Below are 18,170 nucleotides of genomic sequence, written 5' to 3'. Positions count from 1 at the left end.
TAATGCCCCCACTATATCCCTGAATTCGCGGGGTTTCGCCGGAAGGAGAGGGCGGCGGAGTATAAGGGCTTGAAGGCCCCCTCTCCACCCGAAAATTGCCCTGGGGGACAGGCCTAAACCCACTTAACCTGACCCGTCCAGATGTGAGGTGTACCACAGCCCCCTCGAGGCCAAGGCTTAGGGTAAAGGAGGAAGCGCTTTATGCGTTGTCCATGGGAAATTTTCGGAAAGGAGTTGGTATGAATCGCTATCTATCGGTGGGGATATTTGCGGCTGGGTTAGGCCTTTGCGCAGTGGCCGCCCAGCCGCAATCGGGTGGTTTTACCGCGGCGCAGGCTACTCAAGGCCAGGCCATATACGCCAACCACTGCGCAAGCTGTCATGGGGCCAAGCTCCAGGGGGGCGCGGGCCCGGCCCTTAGCGGGAGCACTTTTGCCTCCACCTGGGAAAGCGGGGGTAAAACTGCGGACGACCTGTACTACATCATTCACACCCAGATGCCCCTCACCGCTCCCGGCAGCCTGAGCGAGGCCCAGTATCTGAGCGTCACCGCCTACATTCTCCAACAAAACGGCTACAAGCCGGGGAATGTCGCGCTCAGCAGCAAGAACCTCAAGAGCGTCAAGCTGACGAAGAAATAGAAAGGATACTTTTATGCGAGGGTCAATTTTGAAGGCCGCGTTGTTTCTGGGATTGGCAGCGGGTTCGGCTCTAGCCGGCGGTCCTACCCAGGAGATGCTGGATAACGCCGCTAACGATACCAGCAACTGGTTGATGTACAACAAAGATTATCTGGCTCAGCGCTACTCCAGCCTTGATCAGATCAATACCTCTAACGTGGCCTCGCTCAAAAAAGTTTGCACCTATGCCTTAGGCGAGAATGGCTCATTCCAGAGCAGTCCTATCGTTTATGGGGGAGTGCTTTACATTACCAGCCAGCATGTTACCGCAGCCATCAACGCCACCAACTGTAAGCCGCTGTGGCGATACACCTACAAACCCAGCGGCCCGGAGCCTTTTACCACCAACCGTGGGGTGGCCATCTACGATGGCGTGGTGGTTCGGGGGACTACGGATGCCCACCTCATTGCGCTGAACTCGAGCACCGGTAAGCTCCTGTGGAACGTCAAGGTGGCCGATAGCAGCAAGGGCTACTTTTTGAGTGCTGCACCCATCGTTTGGAATGGAATGATCTTCATCGGTACCGCCGGAGCAGACTGGGGTGTGCACGGGGAGATGTACGCCTACGACATCAAGAGCGGTCAGCGGCTATGGACCTTTGACGTAATTCCTACCGGTAACCAGCCGGGGGCCGATACCTGGCAGAAGGCTGAGAGCACCACCACCGGCGGTGGTTCGATGTGGACCAGCTTCACCCTTGACCCCCAGACTGGGCTGCTTTACGTCTCGGTGGGAAACCCGGCCCCCGATTTTGCTCCCGAGTATCGCCCTGGGGCCAACCTCTATACCGATAGCGTGGTGGTTTTAGACGCCAAAACTGGCCAGCTCTCACACTACTACCAACAGATTCCCAACGACTCGCACGACTGGGACACTGCGGCTGCTCCGGTAGTCTATGACAGTGCTGGAACCCACTATATGGCGGTGGGAACCAAGGGGGGCTATGTCTTCGGCTACGATGAGGGTTCCAAGCAGCAAAGCTTTAAAACGGCAGTTACCACCATCCTGAACGCAGACGTTAAACCCACGCCCCAGGGGGTGCGGAGCTGCCCAGGCACTCTGGGTGGGGTGGAGTGGAACGGCCCTGCCTATGATCCCCAGATGGAAACGCTCTTTGTACCCAGTGTGGACTGGTGTGGAGTGTACAAGCTGGGCGAGGTGCGCTACGTGCAGGGCCAGCTCTTTTTTGGCGGAACCAACGTGCTGGATCCCTCGAGCAAGGCCAGAGGTTGGATCGTGGCCATGGATGCCAAGACCGGTCAGCCGATCTGGCGCTACCATGCGCCTACCCCCATGGTGGCTGCGGTGACCCCCACCGCCGGGGGACTGCTCTTCACCGGTGACCTCAACGGCGATTTCTTGGCCCTGGATTCCAAAACCGGTAAGGTGCTTTACCGTAACCCGACCGGTGGGGCTATGGCCGGAGGGATCGTTACCTATGCCCAAAATGGCAAGCAGTACGTGGCAGCAGCCTCGGGCAATGCCAGCCGTACCATCTGGAACACCACCGGCAACGCTAAGGTAGTGATCTATGCCTTGCCCTAGGAGTTCGAGATGAAGCGGCTTTTCTTGATCCTGGTAGGGGGCGTATTGGGGAGTGGGCTGGCCTTCAGCCCGCTCCTCACCCCAGCGCAGATCCAAGCAGCCCTCGAGCAAGGCCAGCAGATGGTTCAGCCCAACCAAGGCTACCTCTGGAAGGGATATGTGCTCAAGGAGTATAGCAATGGTCTGGACCTGGTTCCTACCTCCCCAGAAGTGGATGCGGTGGTGGTGGGCACCCCCTATGAGCGGCTTCGGTTTAAGAGCTACCGAAGCACCTATGAAGGAACCCCCCTCACACTCGCCCAGGCCGAGGGATATGCCCGTCAGTATGGCAACCAGCTCGAGTTCATGGTTTTTGCTCACAGCATGAGCCCTGAGCCCAAAGACCAGGGGTTTCTAGAGCGCTTCAGCTCGGCAACCCTACGGATTCCGGGGCATGGAACCCTGCACCCCAGCCAAACCGACCGCTTTGGGCCCGCACAGGATTTCTACAACATTCAAGGCAGAGGCCATGAGTTTCGCTGGTTGGGGTATGTGAGCTACACCTTTGATCTTAGTGCCCTGGCTCGTCGAGGTCTCGCGCTGGCCAATCTCAAGGCAACCCTGACCTTCAAAGACGCTTCGGGGAAGCTCTACACTTTGCCGGTCAATTTGGCCAATTACCAATAAAGCGACTGCATTTAGCCAGCCCGCTCTGAGTTCGAGCGGGCTGTTAGTATGGAGATATTTCACGAGCTAGATTTATAGTGAATAAAATCACTTATGTGGACGCGCGTGACCAAACCTGCCACAATCGCAGTGTGAATCGCATTGTCTGGGCCGAGTGCTTGAGCTACATCCGCACTCTACCTGATGCCACCTTCCCTCTGATTTACTTAGACCCCCCCTTCAATACCGGCAGGTTGCAGCAGCGCCAGCGGGTACGGGTTGTGCAGGATGCGGGGGGTCGACGGAGGGGGTTTGGGGGCAAGACCTACCGCAGCGAACCCCTTGAATCTCCAACCTATCGCGATGCCTACAGTGATTTCCTGGGCTTCCTCGAGCCTCGCTTGCGCGAGGCCTTCCGCCTGCTCACCCCCACAGGCTCCTTGTTTGTCCACCTGGATTATCGAGAAGTGCACTATGTCAAGGTCTTGCTTGATGCGATCTTTGGCCGGGAGAGTTTTATCAACGAGATCATCTGGGCCTACGACTACGGAGGGCGCTCGAGACGGCGCTGGCCTGCCAAGCACGATACCTTGTTGTGGTATGCCAAAGACCCCAAGCGCTACACTTTCTGCTACGAGGCGATAGACCGCATCCCCTACCTCACCCCCAAGATGGTGGGGCCAGAGAAGGCCGCTCGAGGCAAGACCCCCACCGATGTGTGGTGGCAGACCATTGTGCCGACGGCCTCGAGGGAAAAGACCGGTTATCCCACCCAGAAACCCCTCAAGCTCCTGGAGCGCATCATTCGGGTGCATTCACACCCCGGTGATCCTGTGCTGGATTTCTTCGCGGGCTCGGGAACCACGGGTGAGGCTGCGGCCCGCCATGGTCGTTTTTTCGTGTTGGTGGACCAGAACCCCAGTGCGGTCAGCATCATGCAGCGCCGCTTGGCGCCCTGGAGCCCCGAATTGCTCAGGCTGGGCCCTGGGGAGGTCGAGTTTTAAGGCCTGTTCACATCCTAAGCGGCTACAATCGGTACACCATGCGCGGCCTCTCCGTTGTGCTGTTTTTGCTCTTAGGGCTGGGGTTAGGGCAAAAGCCACTGCAATACCCGGTAGATCGGCCTTTTGGGGCCAGCCTGCCCCTCCGCTCTGGCTCTGCGGCCCGGGTAGAGCTAAGCCTGAAGCCAAGCAGCCACACCCTCGAGCTGCGCTTGAGCAAACGCACCCAGAGCCTTACCGTCGGTACCCTGAGCGATGGCTTTTCGCCCCCAGGGGCAGTGTTGGCTGCCGACTTCAATTTTGACGGTTGGCTCGACCTGGCCTTGCCGATGGCTACTGGCTACAGAGGGGTTAACTTCTTCTATGAAATCTACTTCTATGACCCCCTAAGCCGGGGTTACGCGCTGCTGAGGGTGCCGGGTGAGTACGATGGCCAGTTTTGCAATCCGGAGGTTTCCTGGGGGGAAAAAGCCCTGCTTACGAGCTGCAAAACAGGGCCAAGCTACGCCTACGCTGATTACAAGTTCGCTGCTGGACAGCCATACCTCTACCGCACCAGCCAGCTGTACCCCTTGAGCGGGTTTGGCCGCAAAGACGATCTGATCTTTTATATCCGCACCTTTAATGCCAAAGGCCAGCTTATGCGTGAGCTGTGGAGCGATGGCCCTCGCCAAACCCAGGTGGCCTCGAGGGTGGTTGTGCAGCCCCGTCTGCCGCTGTACCCGAGCCCTGACCCGAAGGTTGCACCCAATGGCTACCTGGTTCGGGGGGATCGGGTAGAGATTCTAGGGCTCAATGCGTCCGACTACGCCTGGGTCAAGGTGGCTTATCAAAGCCGGGCGGTGGGGCGAATCGTGCGCTGGGTGCATGTTCCTTAGACCTGCTCAATCGGGCGTATAGTAGGGTCATGCGGCCCATTGTTCCCTTTCGGCTGGGGCAGCTCGAGCTCTTCTTCCTGAGCGACGGCGAGATCTGGCTCGACGGGGGTTCGACCTTCGGCACCATACCCAAGGTGCTGTGGTCTAAGCTCACCGAGCCCGACCCGCAAAACCGCATTCGCCTTGGGCTTAACCCATTGCTGATTCGCCACCCAGAGCGGTGGATTTTGGTGGAAACCGGCATCGATCGTAAGCCGGGGGAGAAGTTTCGCAGCATTTACAAGCTGAGCGCGGACAACCCTGTCCTGGGCCAGCTGGCCGAACTGGGGGTGCGCCCCGAGGACATTGGGCTGATCCTGCACACCCACCTGCACTTTGACCATGCCGGGCTGAACACCCGCCTCGAGGAGGGCCGTCTAGTCCCCACCTTTCCCAACGCCCACCACATCGTGCAGAAGCAAGAACTGTGGGAGGCCACCCACCTCCATGAGCGCAGCCAGGCCAGCTACCGTGCCGAGAACCTGGAGGGGATCTCCTTTGAAACTGTGGAGGGTGAGATCGAACCCTTGCCGGGGATTCGGTTGGTGCCGGTACCGGGACATACCCTGGGGATGCAGGCTGTAGAGATCTACTCGGAGGGCCAGCAGTTTGCCTATACCGCCGACTTGGTCCCTACCATGATGCAAGCCCCTTTGCCCTACATCATGGCCTTTGACCTCTACCCCATGACCACCCTCGAGACCCGCAAACGCCTGTATGAGCGCTGGGTTCAGGGCCAGTATCTGCTGGGTTTCACCCACGAGCCGGGGCATCCTTTAGGGCGGCTGGTGCACTCCGAGAAGGGCTACCAGGCCGAGCCCCTCTATCGGTAGGCATGGCCAATCGCGCTCTTCACAGACGTGGCCGCCTGGATAGGCGGCCACTGCTCTCTACAGGACAAAGCTTTCTTAAAGTCGGCTGGCTCAAAATAGGTGAAGAGCACTCTAGGCTTGGGGTACGCTCTCGGGTCTGCGCTCCACCAGGGTCAGGATGTCGTAAAGAGCCACGGTTTTGCCGTCCTGGTTGGTAATCTCGACCGCCCAGGTCACCACGCCGGTGGGCCGCTCGCCGGGCCTGGGGTCTTTGGCGGTTTTGGACTTGACCGTGAGGCGGGCCCGGATGGTATCGCCCATCCCCACCGGCTCGATAAAGCGCAGGTTCTCGAGGCCGTAGTTGGCGAGCACCGGCCCGGGGGCCGGGCTCACAAACAGCCCTGCCGCCGCCGAAATCAGGAAGTAGCCGTGGGCCACCCGTTTACCAAAGATGGAGTCCTTCGCGCCAATCTCGTCTACGTGGGCGTAGAAGTAGTCGCCCGTCACGTTGGCGAAGTTCACGAGGTCGGCCTCAGTTACGGTGCGGCGGTGGGTGAGGAGGCTTTCGCCAATCTCCAGGTCTTCAAAGTACTTGCGGAAAGGGTGGATTACATCTTCTTTGAGCCGGGCTCCCCGCACGTACTCCTGGGAGAGCACCATCAGGGTGGTGGGGTCGGCCTGCACTGCACAGCGCTGCATGTAGTGCTTGATGCCGCGCACCCCACCCAGCTCCTCGCCGGCCCCGGCCCTTCCGGGCCCCCCGTGCAGCAACAGGGGCAAAGGCGAGCCGTGGCCGGTGGACTCTTTGGCGTTTTCGCGGTTCAGAATCAGCATCCGGCCGTGGTGGGTGGCCAGGCCAAAGAACAGGGTGCGGGCTTCCTCGGGCTGGTAGGTCACCACGCTCCCCACCAGGCTGCCCCGGCCTCGGCGGGCCAGTGCGATGGCCTCGTCCAGGCTTTCGTAGGGCATCATGGTAGCCACCGGGCCGAAGGGCTCGAGGTCGTGGGCGGCAGAGTCCCAGGGTTTAGGGCTAAAGAGCAGGGTGGGGGGCATGAAGCCGCCCTTTTCTAAGTCGCCGCCCAGCAGTTCGCGCGAGCCCTCCCAGGCCACCTCACAGCCTTGCGCTTTGAGCGCCTCGACCACAGACAGCACGTCGGCCCGCTGGTTAGCCCCCACCAGCGGCCCCATGCGCACGTCCTCGCGGCTAGGGTCGCCCAGGCGGGTCTGGCTCAACTCTTGCTTGAGGGCCTCGAGGACGGCCTCGGTCTTCTCGCGGGGCACAATCACCCGCCGGATGGCGGTGCACTTCTGCCCGGCCTTGGCCGTCATCTCGCGGGTCACTTCCTTTACAAAAAGCCCAAACTCGGGGTCGCCCGGCTCCACCGTCTGGCCCAGAATGGCGCAGTTGAGGCTGTCGGCCTCCATGTTGAAGGGCACCGAGTGGGCAATCAGGCTGGGGTGGGTCTTGAGCTTGCGTCCGGTGGCCGCCGAGCCGGTGAAGGTCACGCTGTCCTGCTCGTTCAGGTGATCGAAAAGGTCGCCAATCCCGCCGCAGACCAGTTGAATGGCCCCCTCGGGGAGGAGGTTGGCCTCGAGCATGGCCCTGAACACCGCCTCGGTCAGGTAGGCGGTCTGGGTGGCCGGCTTGACGATGGCCGGTACGCCCGCAATGAGCCCCGGTGCGAGCTTTTCCAGCATCCCCCAGAGCGGGAAGTTAAAGGCGTTGATGTGTACCGCCACCCCTTCCTTGGGCACCAGGATGTGCCGGCCCAGGAAGGTGCCCTGCTTGGAGAGGGTGAGGGGGTCGTCCTCGGCCAGAAAACGCGCATTGGGCAGCTCGCGCCGCGCCAGCGACGAGTAGCTGAAAAAAGTGCCGATGCCCCCGTCAATATCGAACCAGCTATCGTAGCGGGTGGCCCCGGTCTTGTAAGAGAGGGCGTAAAAGGCCTCCTTGCGCTCCTGCAAGTATTGGGCCAGGGCCCGCAGCATGGCCGCCCGCTCGTGGAAGGTGTAGCGCCGGAGGTTGGGCCCCCCCACCTTGCGGGCGTACTCGACCATGGCCTTGAAGTCGAGCCCCTCACTGCTGACCTGGGCCACCGGCTCTCCATACACGGCGTCCCGTACCAGGGTTCCTTCGGCGGGGCTCTGGTACCAGGCCCCGGCGGCATAGCTGCTTATTTTCATGTCCGATATTCTAACAAACGCTTGTTTGTATGTGGACGAGTGGCTTGTGGTGTGGCAAGGGTGTAGCCTTTGCCAGGGCTTGGGTGCTAACCCCTGCTAGACCTGCGACTTGCGACCCGAGACCTGTGCAAGCGGATGGGCTTTACGACAAGGCAATTCTCAGTGAGTCAGTACCTTGCGCACCGCCTCGAGCAGCCGTTTGGCGTCGGGGCGGTAGTAGTTTTCCACCGCGCTGAAGGGGGGGTAGGGGGCATCCCAACCCGCTACCCGCACGATGGGGGCTTGCAGGTAGTCCAGGGCCTCTTCGGCGATGCGGGCGGCAATCTCGGCCCCAAAGCCGCCGGTGCGCATGGCCTCGTAGACCACCACCGCACGGCCGGTTTTCTGCACCGAGGCAAAAATCGTTTCGGTATCCAGGGGAACCAGGGTCTCGAGGTCCACCACCTCCAGCTCCACCCCCTCCCGTGCCGCCACCTCGGCGGCCTTCTGGCAGACCTCCACCATGCCACCGTAGCAGAAGAGGCTGGCCGCCTGGCCTTCGCGCACCACTCGAGCCTTGCCCAGGGGCAGGGTGTAGTAGCCTTCCGGCACCTCGCCCTTCACCCCCCGGTAGAGCTTGATGGCCTCCAAGAAAAAGACCGGGTCGGGATCTTCGATGGCGCTCAGCAATAGCCCCTTGGCCCGCTCGGGTGAGGCGGGAATCACCACCTTGACCCCCGGCACGTGGCAGAGCACGGCCTCGGGGCTATCGGCGTGCTGCTCGGGGGTTTTCACCCCACCACCGTAGGGTGCCCGAATCACCATCGGAACCGTAAAGCGCCCCCGGGTGCGGTGGCGCATCCGGCCCAGGTGCGAGAGAATCTGATCCAGCGCCGGGTACAAAAAGCCCGCGAACTGAATCTCGGCCACCGGCCTGAGCCCGGCCATGGCCAGCCCAATCCCAAAACCCACAATGCCCGACTCGGCCAGGGGAGTATCAAAAACCCGCTGCTCGCCGTACTTCTGCTGCAAGCCATCGGAAGCCCGGAAGACCCCGCCCATCCTGCCCACGTCCTCCCCAAAGACCACCACCCGGGGGTCTTGGGCCAGGGCCAGGTCGAGGGCTTCGTTGATGGCCTGTACGTTGTTCAGAACCCGGGTCTCGCGCTCGGCAATCATGCTTCCCTCCGCAGATAGCTCCAGGCGGCCAGTTGGTCGGGCTGCATCTCCTGGTACACCTGCTCCACAATTTCCCAGGGCTTGGGCTCTCTGGCCTGGTCGGCCTCTTCCACCGCAGCCAGGAACTCGCCCTCGAGTGCCTCCATGAGCTCGGCTTCCTGCGCCTCGCTCCAGAGCCCCAGGTGCAGGAGGCAGTTTTTCATGCGGAGAATGGGATCGCGCTTCAGCCAGCGCTCGGTTTCCTCCTCGGTGCGGTAGCGGCTGGGGTCGTCGGAGGAGGTGTGGGGGGCTACCCGGTAGGTAAGGGCCTCAATCAGGGTCGGGCCTTCGCCTTTGCGAGCCCTGGCCACAGCTTCCCGGGCCACACTCCAGACCGCCACCAGGTCGTTGCCGTCCACCGTGACCCCCGGAATCCCGTACCCCTGGGCCTTCTGGGCAATGCGGGGCACCTTCATCTGCTTCTGGGTGGGCACGCTGATGGCCCAGCCGTTGTTTTGCACCACCACCAGCAAGGGAGCGTTGAACACCGAGGCAAAGTTCAGCCCTTCGTGGAAGTCGCCCTCGGAGGTGCCGCCATCGCCGATGAACACTGCAGCGACTGCGTCTTTGCCCAAAAGCCTTTGGGCATGGGCCACGCCCGCCGCCTGGGGGATCTGGGTGGCGATGGGAATGTAAAACTGCACCATGTTCACGTCGGGGGGGGCGCCCCAGCCTGCCGGGTCGGCCCGCCAGCTTAGAATCAGCTTGCTGATGGGCATCCCAAAGGTAAGGGCCGCCGCGCTTTCGCGGTAGCTGGGCAGAAGCCAGTCGTGGTCAGCCTTCAAGCACAGGGCTACCCCTACCTGGGCGGCCTCCTGGCCCCGAAAGGGGGGATACACCCCCAGCCGCCCCTGGCGCTGCAAAACCAGCGCCCGCTCGTCGAAGTGCCGGGCCCGGCGCAGGGCCCGGTAGCCCTGGAGTAACTCCTCGTTGCTCAGGGGTATGTCCCGCAACGGTTTACCGTGATCGTCGAGGTATTGCACTGTGTCCACGTAGCTCAGTTTAGCCGAACTCGAGTTAAGTTGCGCCCGTATAAGGCTAGAGATGAATCCAGGCTGCGCTAGAAAATCATGCTCCGGGCGCAATACCCGAATGATTTTTGATCATGCCATTATCCAAATCACAGGCGGGAGGCACGTAGCAGTATGGGTTCAGTCTGCGATGTTTGCAGAAATAATTAACAAGCATTGTATCGTGAAAATAAGTGCAATTCGGAAGCGTAGGGGCACTATGCAGCGTTGTACTGAGAACAGGCTCAGGAATGAACCTTTTTCAGATAGCCCTCGAGCCGCTCCAAAGCCTGTTCGATTTCTGCTTCGGTCTTGCAGAAAGCAAAGCGGACGAGGCCCCTGGGTGCGGGGTTTTGGAGGTAAAACGCCGAGCCGGGAATAATGGCGACCCCCCCTTCGCGCACCAGGGTTTCGGCGTCCAGCTCGGGCAGGAGGGCGGTCAGGAAGTAGCTGCCCGCAGGGGCGAAGGTTTGCAGACCCATTGCCCGCAGACCTTGCTCGAGCAAATCCTTGCGCCTGCCGTAGCTTTCACGGAGCTGCGCATAAAAACCTTCCCTGCGGGCGATGGGCAGGGCCTCGGCCACTGCGGCCTGGAGCGGCGCTGCCGAACAAAAGCTACTCCACTGGCGCATGCCCGCCACCTGCGGGGCCAGACCGGGCGGGGTGATAATCCAGCCAATGCGCCAGCCGGTGGCCTCGAGGCGCTTACCTGCCGAACCCACGGTAAAGACCCGCTCGGGTGCGAGTTCACGTAAGCGAATAGGGGGCGGCCCGAAGTAGAGCTCGTCGTACACTTCGTCGCTGATAATCCAGAGGTCGTGCTGGCGGGCCAGGGCCACAATCTGCTCGGCCTCGGTACGGGAAAAAACCGAGCCGGTGGGGTTATAGGGGTTGGTCAACAGCAGGGCCTGGGTGCGTACCGTAATGGCCCGTTCCAGCGCCGGTAAATCCACTTCCCAGCGGTCGGTAAGGCGCATCGGCACCATCACCGGCTCTGCACCGGCAATGCGGGCCTGGGGGATGTAAACGTCGAAGTAGGGCTCGAGCATCACCACTTCATCCCCGGGGCCATACAGCGACTCGGCCAGCGCGTGCAGGGCCTCGGTACCCCCTGCCGTAATGACCACATCCTCGGGGGCCGCGCCCAGATCCTCGGCCACGGCCTCGCGCAAGCGGGGCAGGCCGATGGGTGGGGTGTACTGGTCTACCGTGCCGATGGCCCGCCGCGCTGCCTCCTGCAAGAAGGCCGGTGGGGGATTGGAGGGAAACCCCTGCCCCAGGTTGATGGCCCCATGCTGAACCGCCAGGCGGCTCATATGGGAGAAGATGCTTTCCTTGGAAAGCTGGATGCGAGGGTGGAGCGGGTGGGTCATAAATAAGAGGATACCGTTTAGCGGCCTCGAGCCCAAAATGCTGAGCTGGGTACTGTACAAGTTGGCATATACCCTACCCGCCCGAGAGCTTTACCCTGTGCTGGCTGATGTCAGTGCTGTAGCCGTCGGGCAGGGCCATGATGAACCCGTGGGCGTTGGCCTTTTTGGCAACCTCAATGATCTCTTCGTCGGTGGCTTCCAGCTTCCCGTACCGAATAGGGTCAACTGTGTCCAGCGATGGGGTGCGGCTGATACAGCTCCTCCAGACGGCGGATTTCCCCCTCGGAGAGCTTCAGTTCGACCGACTGGATTGCGTCCTTGAGGTGCCCCGGCTTGCTGGCTCCCACGATCGGGCTGGTCACGCCGGGTTTGTGCAGGAGCCAGGCCAGGGCCACCTGGGCCGGGGAAACCCCACGCTCCCGGGCTACCTCGGCCACCCGGTCCACGATGTCGAAGTCGGAGGGGTGAGTGTAGAGCGAATCGGCGAAGGCGTCGGTGCGGGCCCGGTCGGTGAGCTTCTGCCCCTCGCGGGTGCGGTTGCCGGTAAGCACGCCCCTTGCCAGTGGGCTCCAGGGGAGAAGCCCCACTCCCATGTCCAGGCACTGCCCTATCATCTCGCGCTCCTCTTCGCGATAGAGTAGGTTGTAATGGTTCTGCATCGAGACGAACCGGGTCCAGCCGTGCAGATCTGCGGTGTACTGGGCCTTGGCGAACTGCCAGGCGAACATGCTGCTAGCCCCAATGTAGCGCACCCGCCCCGACTTCACCAAATCGTGCAGGGCCTCCATGGTCTCTTCGATGGGGGTGCTGTAGTCCCAACGGTGGATCTGGTAGAGATCAATGTAGTCGGTACCAAGGCGCTTCAAGGAGGCGTCCACCTGGTCGAAGATGTGCTTGCGCGAAAGGCCCCGGTCGTTGGGGCCAGGCCCCATCTCGCCATGGACCTTGGTGGCGAGCACCACCTCCTCGCGCCGGGTGTATTGGGTGAGGAGCGCCCCGGTAATCTCCTCGCTGCGCCCGCGAGAGTACACGTTGGCAGTGTCGAAAAAGTTGATCCCGCTCTCTACCGCCTGCCGCACGAAGGGCTCGGCGGCGTCTTGCTCGAGGCTCCAAGGGCGCAGGGCAGGGTTGCCATAGGTCATCATGCCGAGGCAGATCCTCGAGACCTTGAGACCGGTGTTTCCCAAGCGGACGTATTCCACGTGAACCTCCTCGTTGGCCATTCAGCGGCGAGCGCTAACCGCAGAAAGCAAAAGCATACCCTGCACCGGGGTGTTCTTGGCTCGCTGCCAACCGTGAACGGTTCAGGGCCAATGCTCATCCCACTGTGTTCAGTAGGGCAACGTAATCATCGAGCTTCAAGCTGGCCCCGCCCACCAACCCACCGTCAATATCAGGCTGACCGAAGAGGGCCGCGGCATTCTCGGGCTTCACCGAACCCCCATAGAGGATGCGGACTTGGTTGGCAAAGCCCAGGTCAAAGCGTCCGGCCAGCCAGGTGCGAATCTCCTTGTGCATAGCCTGAGCATCCGCAGGGGTGGCGGTTTTTCCGGTGCCAATAGCCCAGACCGGCTCATACGCCACCACCAAACGATCCGCGGACTGGGGGGCAATCCCCGCCAGGCTCCCCTCGAGCTGCTTCAGGGTATAGGACACATGATTCCCGGCTTCGCGCACCTCGAGGGGCTCCCCCACGCACAAGATCGGGGTGATGTCATACTCCAGCAGCCTCCGGATTTTTTCGGCCACCAAGGCATCGGACTCCCCGTGGTAGCTGCGCCGCTCGGAGTGGCCCACCACGGTGTAGCGGCAGGCCAGATCGGCCAGCATCTTGACCGAAACCTCACCGGTATAGGCCCCCTCGAGGTGGGCTGAGACATCCTGCGCACCCCAGGACACCCCGTGTCCCTCCAAGACCTCACGGGCCCCGGGGAGCAGGGGATAGGCCACCATCAGCGCAGCCTCAGCTTGCCCCTCGGGTTTGGCGGCGATGAGGTCGTGAAACCACCGCCGGGCTTCAGAGGGGGTTTTGTACATCTTCCAGTTGCCGGCAATCAGGGTTTGGCGCATAAATTCCTTACGATAACGCTTCAATTCCCGGCAGGGTGCCCAGCTCGAGCAGTTCCAGGCTGGCCCCACCCCCGGTCGAGACGTGGCTAAACCGCTCGGCCACCCCCAGCTTGTTGGCCGCAGCCACCGAGTCTCCACCGCCGATCACAGTGAAGGCTCCCTCGAGATCGGCAATGGCTTGCCCCACCGCTAAGGTGCCCTTGGAGAAGTCATCCACTTCAAAGACCCCCATCGGGCCGTTCCAAAGAACGGTCTTGGCCCCCCTAAGGGCGTCGGCAAACTCCTGCTGGGTCTGGGGCCCAATATCCAGCCCCATCCAGCCCACCTCGATACGATCGGCAGGCATCACCCGGGTCTCGGTTCCGGCTTCGATTTTTTGGGCCGCCACCACATCCACCGGGAGCAGCAGCCTCACCCCCTGCGCCTGGGCCTGCTGTAGCAGGCTTTGAGCCAGCTCGAGCTTATCGTCTTCGACCAGCGAGCTGCCCACCTGCCCGCCCTGGGCTTTGATGAAGGTGAAGGCCATGGCCCCACCGATGAGCATTCCATCCACCTTGGGCAGGAGATTCTGGATCACCCCAATCTTATCGGAGACCTTGGCCCCACCCAGCACCACCCAATAGGGATGATCGGGCTGCTCGAGCACCCGCTTCAGGCTGCGGACCTCCTTCTCCATCAACAGCCCGGCATAGCTGGGCAAAAACCGGGCCACCCCAGTCACCGAAGCATGGGCCCGGTGGGCGCTGCCAAACGCGTCGAGGACAAAGGCCTCACCCAGTCGGGCGTATTGCCGGGCCAAGGCCTCGTCGTTGCTCTCCTCGCCCTTCTCGAAGCGCACATTGTCCAGTAGGGCGACGGAGCCCGGCGGAAGGGCTTTGACCCTCTCCAGCACCGCGTCCGAACCCGGCAGGAGTTCCGCCTTACCCCCGATGAACTGCACCGGCCTGCCCAGCTTTTGCTCGAGCACCTTAGCGACCGGCTCGAGGCTACTCCCCAGATCGAAACCGCCTTTAGGCCGCCCCAGGTGGCTGAACAGCACCAGGGAAGCCCCCTGCTGCAAGAGGTGCAGGAGCGTGGGTAGGCTGGCCTCAATTCGGGTGTCATCCTTGACCCTGCCCTCCTTCATCGGCACGTTGTAATCTACCCGCACCAGCACCCGCTTGCCCTTAGCATCCAAATCCTTCAAGGTGCGCATCGTATCCCCCTAAGAATAGCCCCTCTCCTTTGAGAGGGGCCTGGCAGCGCGTTAGCCCACCCTCCGGTTCAAGCCTTCACCGGCAGCTTCTGACCAATGTATTGGGCCAGATCGGCCACGCGGCAGGAATACCCCCACTCGTTGTCGTACCAGCTAATCACCTTGACCAAATTCCCCCCCACCACCATGGTGTCCAGGGCGCTAAAGATCGAGGAGTGGGAATTGCCCTTGAGATCCATCGAGACCAACGGCTCTTCGGTGTAGGCCAAAATGCCTTTCATGGCGCCATCCGCGTACTCCTTCATGGCCGCATTCACCTCGTCCTTGGTGACGTTGCGGGTCAGCACCGCGGTGAAATCCACCACGCTCACGGTGGGGGTGGGTACCCGGAAGCTCATCCCGCCAAACTTGCCCTGCAGCTCGGGAATGACCAACCCCACTGCCTTGGCGGCCCCGGTCTCACTGGGAACGATGTTGAGCGCTGCCGCCCGGGCATCGCGGGGGTCGTCCTTAGCCGCATCTACCAGGCTCTGTGAAGCGGTGTAGGCATGAACGGTGGTCAGGATGCCCTTCTCAATGCCAAACTTATCGTTCAAAACCTTGGCCACCGGGGCTAGGCCGTTGGTGGTGCAGCTGGCGTTGGAGATCACGTGGTGCTTGGCGGGGTCGTACATCTGCTCGTTGACCCCCATCACCACGGTGAGCATCTCGCCTTTGCCCGGTGCGCTGATGATCACCTTTTTAGCCCCGGCTTGCAGGTGGGCCTGAGCCGCCTCGAGCTTGGTAAAGCGCCCCGTGCTCTCAATCACCACATCCACGCCGATCTCGCCCCAGGGCAGCTTGGCTGGGTCTCGCTCTTCATAAACCCGGATGGTTTTGCCGTCTACGGTTAGGTTGTTTTCATCGTAGGAAACACTGCCGGGGAAGCGGCCATAGTTGGAGTCGTACTTCAAGAGGTGAGCCAGGATCGAGTTGTCGGTGAGGTCATTGACGGCCACCACATCCACTCCGCGCTCATGCAGGATGCGAAAGACCTGGCGACCGATACGTCCGAATCCGTTGATGCCGACTTTCATGGTGTTACCTCCTTGGTGGGGGCTGTGGGTCTGTGGAATCTCTTCCAACCAAGCCAAAGCCTAGCATACCACCGCCGATTTGGATGGATTGCGCCCGTGCTCTAAAATGAGGCGTTTTATGGCCGGACTCGAGAACCGCCGTGCGCGGCACGACTATGAAATCCTGGAAACCCTCGAGGCGGGTTTGGCTTTGGTGGGCACCGAGGTCAAGAGCTTGCGGGCCGGCCAGGTTGATTTCACCGGGTCCTTCGCCCGGTTCCAAGGGGGTGAGCTCTTCCTCCAAGACTTCTACATCGCGCCTTACGAGAAGGGGGGGTATACCAACCATGATCCCCGTCGCCGCCGTAAGCTGCTGCTTCACCGCCGTGAGCTGAACAAGCTCAAAGCTCAGGTGGAACAAAAGGGGCTCACCTTGGTTCCCCTGCGGATCTACTTCAACGAGCGGGGTAAAGCCAAGCTGCTGCTGGCCCTGGCTCGAGGCAAGCGCGACTATCAGAAAAAGGCCGACGATAAGAAACGGGCCGTGCAGCGGGAGCTGGAGGGCTGGTAATGGGCCAGGGTGCGGGTCTTCTATTGCACATCTAATCCTCGTGCCGTACAACATTGAGGTTGAGACTCGGATGCGACGCTTGATCCTCCTCCTGATCCTGCTGCTGGGTTTTTCCTCGGCTCAGTACGAAAACCGTCTGCTGGTGGGGTTCCAGGAAACCCAGGCCATCTATCCCGGTGGGGACAGCACCGCGTTTGGCCCGGCCCAACTGATTGCCCAGGCCCTGGGATTGGGGTATCTCGAGGCAGGCGGTCGGGTCTATCTGAGCTTGGGCAGCACGGTCTCGAGCTTTTTTATCACCGAAGACGGGCCTCGAGCGGCCAGCCGGGCGGCTGCCTACCGGGCTCAGGGCAGCGTTTGGGTGCCGGTGCAGCAGTTGGCCGCTAACCTGGGTTTGCTCTACCGCAACGATTATGGAGCCCCGGTACTGGCCCTCAAGCCCGCGCGGCTGGTGGAGGTCAAGCGGGCCAATGCGGGCGGAGCTGAGCGCTACCTCCTCAACTTTGACCGCGAGGTACAGGTCCAACTCCTGGCCAATAACCCCCCCCGTTTAGCCCTGATCGGGGTCACTGCAACCCCCGATGTTCCACCGAATTCGCCGGTAACCCTGACCAAAACCGAGTGGGGCAGCGAGCTCACCTTGCCCGCAGGCAACGACCCGCCTCACCTCATCTTCCTGCCGCGTCAGGTGATCGTAGAACGGGGCAACCCCGCGCAGCCCACCCTGGTGGTGCTGGACCCCGGACACGGGGGAGAGGATACCGGGGTGGTTGTGGGTAAGCTGGCCGAGAAGGATCTCACCCTAAGCCTGGCCCAGCGCCTGCAGAAGCTCCTGGAAGCCCGGGGCCTCGAGGTGATGACCACCCGCAAGAGCGACGCCTCGGTGCCGCTTTTGACCCGTGCCCAGTACGCCAGTCTGGGGCAGGTCTTCCTGAGCCTCCACGCCGCAGCGGGGGCACAGGCTCACGTTTACAGCTACCCCGAGGTGCAGACCCTGCGCCTCTTGGAAAAGGGGCGCGAATTGCTGCCCAAGACTCCGGCGGCCCAGAAGGCCGTCCTCGAGCGCTATGTGGCCCCTCCAGGCTCGGCGGCCCGCTTCGCTCAAGGGGTGGCGGGAGCCCTGGCAGGGATCGCGGTCAAGGCCCAGGCCAGCGAGGATGCCATGTATGTGCTCTCGCAGAGCGGCGGAGCTGCTGTGCTGGCTGAGCTAGGCTTTGAGTCCTTGCGCACAGCCCAGGGCCGGGATGCGGTGGCCGGAGCGCTGGCCCAGGCCGTCTTCTCCTACTTGGGCTTGCCAAGCCCCGCGCCGGTCCCCAGTGCTCCCCAACCCCAGCCAGGAGCCACTAAACCATGATGCGCTTCCTCAGCTTTACCAATCTTTTAGGACTCGCGGTCCTTATCGGCGGGATTTGGCTGGGCACGCTGGTCCAGACCAGCCCCGACACCCGCCAGCTCAACCTTCCGGGCGATATCGAGCCAGGGGGCAGCAAAACCCTGCGCCTGCACTTCGGTAAAGACAGCGGCAGCGGTATGGTGGTCGAGACCCGGGTGGTGCAGACGGGGGATGGCGAAGACCTCTTGAATCGGGCCATGGCCGAGCTGGTCAAAGGGCCGCAGGCGCCGGGGGCGGTGGCCTTGGTTCCGGTGGGCAGTCTGCCGCCTACGGTGTTTCTGCGCGACGGTACCGCTTATGTAGACCTCCCTCCGGCCTACGCCAAGCTCAATTACGGCACCGTCGCCGAGGACAACCTAATCTACGGGATTGCGGCCACCTTGCTCGAGTTCAAGAGGGTGAGCGCAGTGCAGTTCCTCCTAGGGGGCAAAGACGTGCTGAGCCTGGGCCACCTCTCGCTCGTAGATCCCTTCAAACGCCAGCAATGACCGGTATATCCCGCAACCCAACCCGCGGTTATG

17 protein-coding genes are annotated in these 18,170 nt (G+C 61.8%); 9 read left to right on the top strand and 8 right to left on the bottom strand.

Annotated elements, in window-relative coordinates; translation table 11 throughout:
* Positions 1–239 precede the first annotated feature (239 nt).
* From Mgrana_RS10285 to Mgrana_RS10260, 6 genes are all read left to right on the top strand, one after another.
* Entirely contained in the window at positions 240–641 is a 402-nt protein-coding gene (locus Mgrana_RS10285) for a c-type cytochrome (protein WP_119357531.1), read from the top strand.
* Between the two features lie 28 nt (positions 642–669).
* Positions 670–2,226: a pyrroloquinoline quinone-dependent dehydrogenase gene (locus tag Mgrana_RS10280; protein WP_170146445.1), complete on the top strand. Its 1,557-nt coding sequence runs from the start codon at positions 670–672 to the stop codon at positions 2,224–2,226.
* Positions 2,227–2,235: 9 nt separating this feature from the next.
* Positions 2,236–2,892 carry a hypothetical protein gene (locus tag Mgrana_RS10275; RefSeq protein WP_119357520.1) on the top strand — a complete coding sequence of 219 codons (657 nt, stop codon included), beginning with the start codon at positions 2,236–2,238 and terminating at the stop codon, positions 2,890–2,892.
* 131 nt (positions 2,893–3,023) lie between these two features.
* A complete protein-coding gene (locus Mgrana_RS10270; RefSeq protein WP_119357530.1) occupies positions 3,024–3,875 on the top strand; it encodes a DNA-methyltransferase in 852 nt (283 codons plus the stop codon).
* A 38-nt stretch (positions 3,876–3,913) separates the two neighbouring features.
* Positions 3,914–4,750 (top strand): XAC2610-related protein, encoded by an 837-nt coding sequence (locus Mgrana_RS10265; protein WP_119357519.1) that lies wholly within the window; start codon positions 3,914–3,916, stop codon positions 4,748–4,750.
* Between the two features lie 29 nt (positions 4,751–4,779).
* Entirely contained in the window at positions 4,780–5,622 is an 843-nt protein-coding gene (locus tag Mgrana_RS10260; protein WP_119357518.1) for an MBL fold metallo-hydrolase, read from the top strand.
* A 111-nt stretch (positions 5,623–5,733) separates the two neighbouring features.
* On the opposite strand, the gene paaZ is transcribed toward Mgrana_RS10260, so the two are convergent.
* The 8 genes from paaZ to gap all read right to left on the bottom strand — a co-directional run bounded on the left by paaZ (position 5,734) and on the right by gap (position 15,706).
* Positions 5,734–7,785, bottom strand: a complete 2,052-nt coding sequence (paaZ, locus tag Mgrana_RS10255; RefSeq protein WP_119357517.1) for a phenylacetic acid degradation bifunctional protein PaaZ — start codon at positions 7,783–7,785, stop codon at positions 5,734–5,736.
* A gap of 159 nt (positions 7,786–7,944) precedes the next feature.
* Positions 7,945–8,943 carry an alpha-ketoacid dehydrogenase subunit beta gene (locus Mgrana_RS10250; protein WP_119357516.1) on the bottom strand — a complete coding sequence of 333 codons (999 nt, stop codon included), beginning with the start codon at positions 8,941–8,943 and terminating at the stop codon, positions 7,945–7,947.
* A complete protein-coding gene (gene pdhA, locus Mgrana_RS10245) occupies positions 8,940–9,974 on the bottom strand; it encodes a pyruvate dehydrogenase (acetyl-transferring) E1 component subunit alpha (protein WP_119357515.1) in 1,035 nt (344 codons plus the stop codon). Before pdhA ends, Mgrana_RS10250 begins: the two co-directional genes overlap by 4 nt.
* 263 nt (positions 9,975–10,237) lie before the next feature.
* A complete protein-coding gene (locus Mgrana_RS10240) occupies positions 10,238–11,365 on the bottom strand; it encodes a pyridoxal phosphate-dependent aminotransferase (protein WP_119357514.1) in 1,128 nt (375 codons plus the stop codon).
* 221 nt (positions 11,366–11,586) lie between these two features.
* Positions 11,587–12,567, bottom strand: coding sequence for an aldo/keto reductase (locus Mgrana_RS10235; RefSeq protein ID WP_119357529.1), 981 nt, complete (start codon positions 12,565–12,567; stop codon positions 11,587–11,589).
* Between the two features lie 115 nt (positions 12,568–12,682).
* Positions 12,683–13,435: a triose-phosphate isomerase gene (gene tpiA, locus Mgrana_RS10230; RefSeq protein ID WP_119357513.1), complete on the bottom strand. Its 753-nt coding sequence runs from the start codon at positions 13,433–13,435 to the stop codon at positions 12,683–12,685.
* A gap of 7 nt (positions 13,436–13,442) precedes the next feature.
* A complete protein-coding gene (locus Mgrana_RS10225; RefSeq protein ID WP_119357512.1) occupies positions 13,443–14,630 on the bottom strand; it encodes a phosphoglycerate kinase in 1,188 nt (395 codons plus the stop codon).
* A gap of 68 nt (positions 14,631–14,698) precedes the next feature.
* Positions 14,699–15,706, bottom strand: a complete 1,008-nt coding sequence (gap, locus tag Mgrana_RS10220) for a type I glyceraldehyde-3-phosphate dehydrogenase (RefSeq protein ID WP_119357511.1) — start codon at positions 15,704–15,706, stop codon at positions 14,699–14,701.
* 118 nt (positions 15,707–15,824) lie between these two features.
* Here gap and smpB point away from each other — a divergent pair, with 118 nt between their 5' ends.
* From smpB to Mgrana_RS10205, 3 genes are all read left to right on the top strand, one after another.
* A complete protein-coding gene (smpB, locus tag Mgrana_RS10215; protein WP_119357510.1) occupies positions 15,825–16,256 on the top strand; it encodes an SsrA-binding protein SmpB in 432 nt (143 codons plus the stop codon).
* 70 nt (positions 16,257–16,326) lie between these two features.
* Complete coding sequence (locus Mgrana_RS10210) at positions 16,327–17,610, top strand: N-acetylmuramoyl-L-alanine amidase family protein (protein ID WP_119357509.1); 1,284 nt, start codon at positions 16,327–16,329, stop codon at positions 17,608–17,610.
* A complete protein-coding gene (locus Mgrana_RS10205; RefSeq protein ID WP_119357508.1) occupies positions 17,607–18,137 on the top strand; it encodes a GerMN domain-containing protein in 531 nt (176 codons plus the stop codon). The genes Mgrana_RS10210 and Mgrana_RS10205 overlap by 4 nt, the downstream gene beginning before the upstream one ends.
* The last annotated feature ends 33 nt before the right edge of the window (positions 18,138–18,170 follow it).

The sequence above is a fragment of the Meiothermus granaticius NBRC 107808 genome, from assembly GCF_003574355.1.
GTDB classification, from domain to species: domain Bacteria; phylum Deinococcota; class Deinococci; order Deinococcales; family Thermaceae; genus Meiothermus; species Meiothermus granaticius.
Note: the sequence above shows the minus strand (reverse complement) of the source record. Positions and strands in the feature narration are given on the sequence as shown.

What these genes read in the sequence shown, in the direction of transcription:
- Mgrana_RS10285 (WP_119357531.1), top strand. Translation starts at nt 240, where the DNA reads ATGAATCGCTATCTATCGGTGGGGATATTTGCGGCTGGGTTAGGCCTT.
- Mgrana_RS10275 (WP_119357520.1), top strand. Translation starts at nt 2,236, where the DNA reads ATGAAGCGGCTTTTCTTGATCCTGGTAGGGGGCGTATTGGGGAGTGGG.
- Mgrana_RS10265 (WP_119357519.1), top strand. Translation starts at nt 3,914, where the DNA reads ATGCGCGGCCTCTCCGTTGTGCTGTTTTTGCTCTTAGGGCTGGGGTTA.
- Mgrana_RS10260 (WP_119357518.1), top strand. Translation starts at nt 4,780, where the DNA reads ATGCGGCCCATTGTTCCCTTTCGGCTGGGGCAGCTCGAGCTCTTCTTC.
- paaZ (WP_119357517.1), bottom strand. Translation starts at nt 7,785, where the DNA reads ATGAAAATAAGCAGCTATGCCGCCGGGGCCTGGTACCAGAGCCCCGCC.
- Mgrana_RS10250 (WP_119357516.1), bottom strand. Translation starts at nt 8,943, where the DNA reads ATGATTGCCGAGCGCGAGACCCGGGTTCTGAACAACGTACAGGCCATC.
- Mgrana_RS10240 (WP_119357514.1), bottom strand. Translation starts at nt 11,365, where the DNA reads ATGACCCACCCGCTCCACCCTCGCATCCAGCTTTCCAAGGAAAGCATC.
- tpiA (WP_119357513.1), bottom strand. Translation starts at nt 13,435, where the DNA reads ATGCGCCAAACCCTGATTGCCGGCAACTGGAAGATGTACAAAACCCCC.
- Mgrana_RS10225 (WP_119357512.1), bottom strand. Translation starts at nt 14,630, where the DNA reads ATGCGCACCTTGAAGGATTTGGATGCTAAGGGCAAGCGGGTGCTGGTG.
- gap (WP_119357511.1), bottom strand. Translation starts at nt 15,706, where the DNA reads ATGAAAGTCGGCATCAACGGATTCGGACGTATCGGTCGCCAGGTCTTT.
- smpB (WP_119357510.1), top strand. Translation starts at nt 15,825, where the DNA reads ATGGCCGGACTCGAGAACCGCCGTGCGCGGCACGACTATGAAATCCTG.
- Mgrana_RS10210 (WP_119357509.1), top strand. Translation starts at nt 16,327, where the DNA reads ATGCGACGCTTGATCCTCCTCCTGATCCTGCTGCTGGGTTTTTCCTCG.
- Mgrana_RS10205 (WP_119357508.1), top strand. Translation starts at nt 17,607, where the DNA reads ATGATGCGCTTCCTCAGCTTTACCAATCTTTTAGGACTCGCGGTCCTT.